This window comes from Gelidibacter pelagius (assembly GCF_017581925.1).
Lineage (GTDB): Bacteria > Bacteroidota > Bacteroidia > Flavobacteriales > Flavobacteriaceae > Gelidibacter > Gelidibacter pelagius.
In genome coordinates this window covers 65,978-72,208 of the sequence record NZ_JAGEVG010000021.1, presented here as the reverse complement: position 1 = coordinate 72,208, position 6,231 = coordinate 65,978, and the positions used below count along the sequence as shown (strand labels likewise).

The following is a 6,231-nucleotide window of genomic DNA, read 5'->3' as shown; positions in this document are numbered from 1 at the left end:
AAATATTATGCGATGTATGAATCGAGGAAAGATCGCATAAATGCTATGGAAACAATCTATTTTAACATCTCTTAAGTTGACGCCTATGCGATAGCAATCGGGAGTATTTTTTTATATATTTGCCGATTGAATATCCACTGTTAAATTTCGATTTCTGAAGCTTCAGATTGGATTCAAAATACAACTATTGAAATCTATTAAAGACATAAAATTACAACCAAAATGGTTCATCAGTGCAGCACTAATTTTCATTGCTGTGCTAGGTGGTGTTTTAGGTCAGCAGAAATCTATTGTTCCAAATCAGGAAATTGTAGTACAGTTTGCCAATGAGAATATCTCTCTGAATGATGCGAAACATACCATTACCATTGTTGAAAAGGAGTTACATCGCATTGGTGTTTCCCATATTCAAATCAGTGGACAGGAAGATGGCAGATTGGTCATTAGTTATTATAGTGATACTAATGTAGAAGGCATTAAAAAAATGCTTTCTGAGCAAAATGAACTCGCCCTGGGGCTTTTTTCTTCTGAAAAAAAAGAAAATCCTTTAAAATTTCCCACCAAAAAAGAGTCTATAGCTTATAATCTTGACGTTTATGAAATTCAACAAGGTCAACCTTCCAATTCCGATTTAGGAGGGAAATGTGCCTTGGAATTAAAAACGAAGCACCATCGTTTCGTAAATTATAATTTTTATATCCCTTCTTATGTTGGATATCCTGAAGTCAATAATCATACTCTAAAAGCCAATTTTAGCTTTCAGAGATATGCGGCTATCACAAAGGAATATTGTTCCCATAAAATCCCTGAAGTCAGGGCAGGCCCTTTATCTTAAAGGGTTTGAAGTTTCATTGAAAGCTTCCATGCTTCCCTTTTTATTTCCAAATTAAACAATGAGCTGTTCAAAAAGCAGTGCTCATTCACATAAGGCTTTTTAGGCTTTATACAATTCGTATATAATCATAAAAAACAATTGTCAAATCGTCCGTAAACTCTATATTTGCGCGTTGAAAAATTTGACTTAAAAAAAATTAAAATAATGCAAAACAAAGGATTAGTAAAGCTGTTTGCTGTGTTATTTGGGTTGGTAAGTATCTATCAGCTATCATTTACATTCAAAGCTAACCAAATTGAAAATCGTGCCGAAGAGATTGCAGCACGTAAAACTGACGACCCTGAACTAAGGGCTGACTATGAGGCCAATTATTTAGATTCTATTGGCAATCAAGAAGTCTTTAATCTTGGTATTACGAACTATACCTATAATGAGGTAAGAGATAAAGCCATGAATTTGGGTCTTGACCTTAAAGGAGGGATCAACGTTATTCTTGAAATTTCTGTAAAGGATATTTTAAAAGGTCTTTCGAACAACAGTAAAGACCCTGTTTTCAACAAAGCTTTAGATGATGCATCTGAGCTTCAGAAAACAAGTCAGAATGCTTATGTTGATGACTTTTTTATCGCTTTTGATAAAATAAAAGGTGATCAGAAATTAGCATCTCCAGATATTTTTGCTAATAGAACCTTAAGTGAGGAAATCACTTTTGATATGTCAGACCGTGCTGTACAGCCTATCATCAGACAAAAAGTAGATGAATCCATTGTCTCTGCATTTGAGGTCTTACGTAAACGTATTGACAAGTTTGGGGTGACCTCTCCGAACATTCAGCGTTTAGGAAACACTGGACGGATTCTTGTAGAGCTTCCAGGCGCAAAGGATGTAGAGCGTATCAAAAACCTATTGCAAAGTACGGCACAATTGGAGTTTTGGGATGTGTACAAAGGAGAGGAGTTTCTTCCATTCTTGGCACAAGCCAATGAAGTTTTAAAGCCTTTAGTCAATAAAGATGCTAAAAGTGAAGTTGCAGATTCTGAAATCGTAACTGACACCATCGATGATGCTGATAGCAGAATCAAAGAACTGACTGGTGTTATTGATACGGATTCTACCGAAGTTGGTGAGAATCCAATTTTAGATTTATTGAGAGGTTACGGTGCTGGTGGTCCAGTTGTGGCAACCTTTGAAGCGAAAGATAAGGATCTGATCATGGATTATTTGAACATGCCACAGGTACGTTCTTTATTGCCAACAGATCAACGTTATGTGAAATTTGCGTGGGGCATTCAAGCCAAAAACAGTGAGTTTATTGATTTGTACGCCATTAAAGGTAATAGAGATAACACGCCCGAATTGAGTGGTGCGGTTGTTACTGATGCACGTCAAGCTTACAACCAAAGAAATCAACCTACGGTAAGCATGCAGATGAACAGTAAAGGTGCCAAGATCTGGGAAGAAATGACCGGAAGGGCCTATACCCAACAAAGTCAAATTGCAATTGTTCTTGATGATGTTGTGTATTCTGCTCCAGGTGTAACTACTGGGCCTATTTCAGGTGGGAATTCTGAAATTTCAGGTTCTTTTACGCTTAATGAAGCCATTGACTTGGCCAACGTACTAAGGGCTGGTAAATTACCTGCTAAGGCTGATATTGTACAGGCGGACGAAGTAGGTGCCTCCTTAGGACAGGAAGCTATTGAGAGTGGTACGTCATCTTTCTTGATTGCATTGTCACTGGTATTAGTTTGGATGATTATCTATTACGGTAGAGGTGGTCTATTTGCTGATATTGCCTTATTATTGAACATCTTATTGATTTTTGGAGTCCTGTCTGGATTGGGAGCTGTTTTAACACTTCCTGGTTTGGCTGGTATTGTATTGACCATTGGTATGTCCGTTGATGCAAACGTGATCATTTTTGAACGGATCAAGGAGGAGTTGGCCAAGGGCAAAGGTAGGCGTGAAGCTGTAAAGGATGGATTTAGCAATGCCTTGTCGTCAATTTTGGATGCCAACATCACCACTTTATTAACGGCAATTATTTTATTTGTATTTGGTACAGGGCCGATTAAAGGTTTCGCAACAACCTTAATCATTGGTATTGTGACTTCATTGTTTACTGCAATTTTTATTACAAGATTGTTGGTCGATTGGTATATTGATAAAGGTAAAAACTTGACGTTTACAACGGCAGTCACCAAAGGTCTTTTCCAAAATATGAATATCGATTTCATCAACAAAAGAAAAGTATCCTATGTTATATCGGCAATAGCCATTGCTTTGAGTTTGTTTTCTTTATTTACTAAAAAATTGGATCAAGGTATTGATTTTGTTGGAGGTAGAACCTATCAGGTACGTTTTGCACAAGAGGTAAACCCAGAAGAAGTTAAGGCGGATGTCTTGGATGCTTTTGGAAGTGCTGAGGTAAAAACCATTGGAAGTTCGCACCAGTTAAAAATATCTACAAAATATTTGGTAGATGTCAATACCGCAGAAGCGGATGAAAAAGTACAATCGGAACTTTTTGAAACCTTGATCCCGTACCTTCCAAAGGGGATGACTTTTGAAGACTTTAAGGTAGGCTCAGGTGATAAGAAGATAGGGCAGATGTTCTCAAGTAAGGTGAGTCCAACCATTGCTGATGATATCAAAACGGAGTCGTTTTGGGCGGTCATCGGATCGTTGGTCGTTGTGTTCTTGTATATCTTGCTGCGATTTAAAAGATGGCAATTCTCTCTTGGAGCGGTTTCGGCTGTATTCCATGATGTGATTATTGTATTGGGTATCTTCTCGTTTGCTCATAGATTTATGCCATTTTCAATGGAGATTGATCAAGCGTTTATTGCGGCAATTTTGACGGTGATTGGATATTCCTTGAACGATACGGTAATTATTTTTGACCGGGTTAGAGAGACCGTTTTAGAACGTGGAGGCTTTGCAAGAGGACGTAATATCAACTTTGCAATCAACAGCACGATTAGTAGAACATTGAATACCTCATTGACCACTTTGGTGGTGTTGTTGGCGATGTTCCTATTGGGTGCTGATTCATTGAGAGGCTTACTCTTTGCTATTATAGTTGGTATTGTGGTAGGAACCTACTCATCTATCTTTGTAGCAACACCATTAATGTATGACACATTAAAAAACAAGGGTGAAGTTCTTGATGAGGATTCAAAAATATAAGCTCCTTATAAATCATTAATATTAAAAAAAAGCCGCTCATTGAGCGGCCTTTTTTTTATGTTTTTAAGTGATCATAATTGTAGCTGAATCATAATTAGGATTATTGATATTTATTATTATCGAATGATGTATGAAAGATGAATCTGACTAATCACATAGTCTAATTGGATGTAGCGGATAAATAGCAGCTATGTTGAACAGGCTATAAAATTGCCAAGAAGAAGTCTTCCAATAGGTTGCTTGAGATAATTGAATTCAGTATTCTATGACTTTCTTTAAGTAGATGTGATGTTTCAAAATAGGACTAAATGCTAATCGGTATACTTAGTTCAGGGACGGTTGTTTAAATGTTTCGTTGAATTCTACAAGGAGGTAATTCCGTAAACTGCGACTGTAAACTGCGACCTAAGTTTCACTCCACCTTTTTATACTCCATTTTATCTCCAACTTCCAATTGCCATTGATCTGATAAACCTGCATTGATTTCCAGAACATATTTTGCAGGGACATTGGAAGGCAATGACGTTTCATTATTGGGCCTTGCATTCTTTTGAAAACTAACTATTGTTTTATTGGCATCGATATAAATGATATCTAATGGAATGTTGGTGTTTTTCATGTAAAATGAACGTAAATCTTCATCTGGAAATACGAATAACATACCTTGGAGTTCTCCCATTTCATCACGGTACATAAGCCCTGTTTGGGTTTTGTACTCGTCATCGGCAATTTCTATGTCTAACTTTTTAATGATGCTGTCATTGGCTGTTTTTAGCACGAGTTCAGCTTCTTTTTTAAATTCAATGACCAACGGTTTGATTGTCTTTTGCTCCTCTTTACAACTTTGAAACTGTAAAAAGGAACCACCTAAAGCAAGCATCACTAAGAGTTTAAATGCAGACTTTTTCATGATGTGTGTTGTTGTTTAGGTTTATAGAAGAACATAAAATACAATCCAATGAGTATAAAAGGAATACTCAGCATTTGGCCCGTATTGAGGGTTGAAGTTGCTATATATTCATGTTCACTTTGGGGTTCCTTGACAAATTCAACGAAAAATCTCACAACCCATAGAAGCACTAAAAAGAGTCCGAAAAGAAAACCTTGCTGTTCACTTTTCTTGCTTTTCCAATAAAAAAGCCAAAGCGCAATAAACACAAAAATATAGCAAAATGCTTCGTAAAGTTGTGCGGGATGTCTTGGAAATGCTTCGCCATTTTGTGCAAAAACGACACCAAAATCGGTGCCGGTTGGTTTACCTACAATTTCAGAATTGATGAAATTTCCAAGCCTGACAAATACAGCACCTGCAGCTACAGGAATGACTACCCGGTCTAAGATCCAAAGAACTGATTTACGCAATACTTTCTTGTTATAAAGATACATGGAGATAATCATACCAATGGCGGCACCATGGCTTGCCAAACCTTGAAATCCTGTGAATTCAAAGCCTCCTTTAAACTTAAAAGGTAAAAATATGCTGAAAAAATCTTCAGAAATCAGTTCACGTTGATAAAAAAAGACATGGCCCAAACGAGCACCAAGCATAATCCCAATAACCGAATAGATAAATAAAGAGTCTAAGGATTCTTCAGTTTGATTTTCATTCTTATAAATACGCTTCATTATTAAAAAACCCAGAATGAAGGCTACAATCCACATCACGCTATAAAAATGTAATGTAAAACCAAGAATATCGATTCCTTTTGTAGGATCCCAGACTATTTTAAGTGCATGCATGGAGTAAAATTTAATTAGAAGGGTAAAGATAATATTTTGAAAAGTAATAAGCAGTAATGCTATTGAAATTTACGAAAGCTTTAATAAAAGGACTCAATTGTCACTTCTGATAATAAATAACTTTTGTACACAGAGATCATCGTTCTGTGAAAATGATTCAAATCTATTTTAGAGAATGAGAGTTTGATGATTTATAGTTCGTCAGATGACGAAAAATCAAACATCCTTAATTGTCTTTACTATCCGGTACGGGGTCATACCCAGATTTGCCCCAAGGATGACAACTGAAAATTCGTTTTGTAGCCAGCCAACCACCTTTAAAAAGCCCATGCTTCTCAAGGGCTTCCTTTGCGTAAGCAGAGCATGTAGGTTGAAATCTACAGGTTGCGGGAGTCAATGGTGAAATAAAGGTTTGATACACCTTAATTAATAACAAAAACGGATATGTCAATACTTTCTTCATCACA

General features: G+C 36.7%; 5 protein-coding genes. 2 read left to right on the top strand and 3 right to left on the bottom strand.

The window, feature by feature from the left end; genetic code table 11:
- Positions 1–187: 187 nt before the first annotated feature.
- Both J4051_RS16015 and secDF read left to right on the top strand, forming a co-directional pair.
- Entirely contained in the window at positions 188–835 is a 648-nt protein-coding gene (locus J4051_RS16015; RefSeq protein WP_208234885.1) for a hypothetical protein, read from the top strand.
- Positions 836–1,039: 204 nt separating this feature from the next.
- Positions 1,040–4,024 carry a protein translocase subunit SecDF gene (gene secDF / locus J4051_RS16010; protein ID WP_208234884.1) on the top strand — a complete coding sequence of 995 codons (2,985 nt, stop codon included), beginning with the start codon at positions 1,040–1,042 and terminating at the stop codon, positions 4,022–4,024.
- 412 nt (positions 4,025–4,436) lie between these two features.
- Here secDF and J4051_RS16005 read toward each other — a convergent pair whose 3' ends face one another.
- The 3 genes from J4051_RS16005 to yidD all read right to left on the bottom strand — a co-directional run bounded on the left by J4051_RS16005 (position 4,437) and on the right by yidD (position 6,227).
- Positions 4,437–4,934, bottom strand: coding sequence for a DUF192 domain-containing protein (locus J4051_RS16005; RefSeq protein ID WP_208234883.1), 498 nt, complete (start codon positions 4,932–4,934; stop codon positions 4,437–4,439).
- Positions 4,931–5,764 carry a prolipoprotein diacylglyceryl transferase gene (gene lgt / locus J4051_RS16000; protein ID WP_208234882.1) on the bottom strand — a complete coding sequence of 278 codons (834 nt, stop codon included), beginning with the start codon at positions 5,762–5,764 and terminating at the stop codon, positions 4,931–4,933. The genes J4051_RS16005 and lgt overlap by 4 nt, the downstream gene beginning before the upstream one ends.
- A gap of 226 nt (positions 5,765–5,990) precedes the next feature.
- Positions 5,991–6,227: a membrane protein insertion efficiency factor YidD gene (yidD, locus tag J4051_RS15995; protein WP_208234881.1), complete on the bottom strand. Its 237-nt coding sequence runs from the start codon at positions 6,225–6,227 to the stop codon at positions 5,991–5,993.
- Positions 6,228–6,231: the final 4 nt, after the last annotated feature.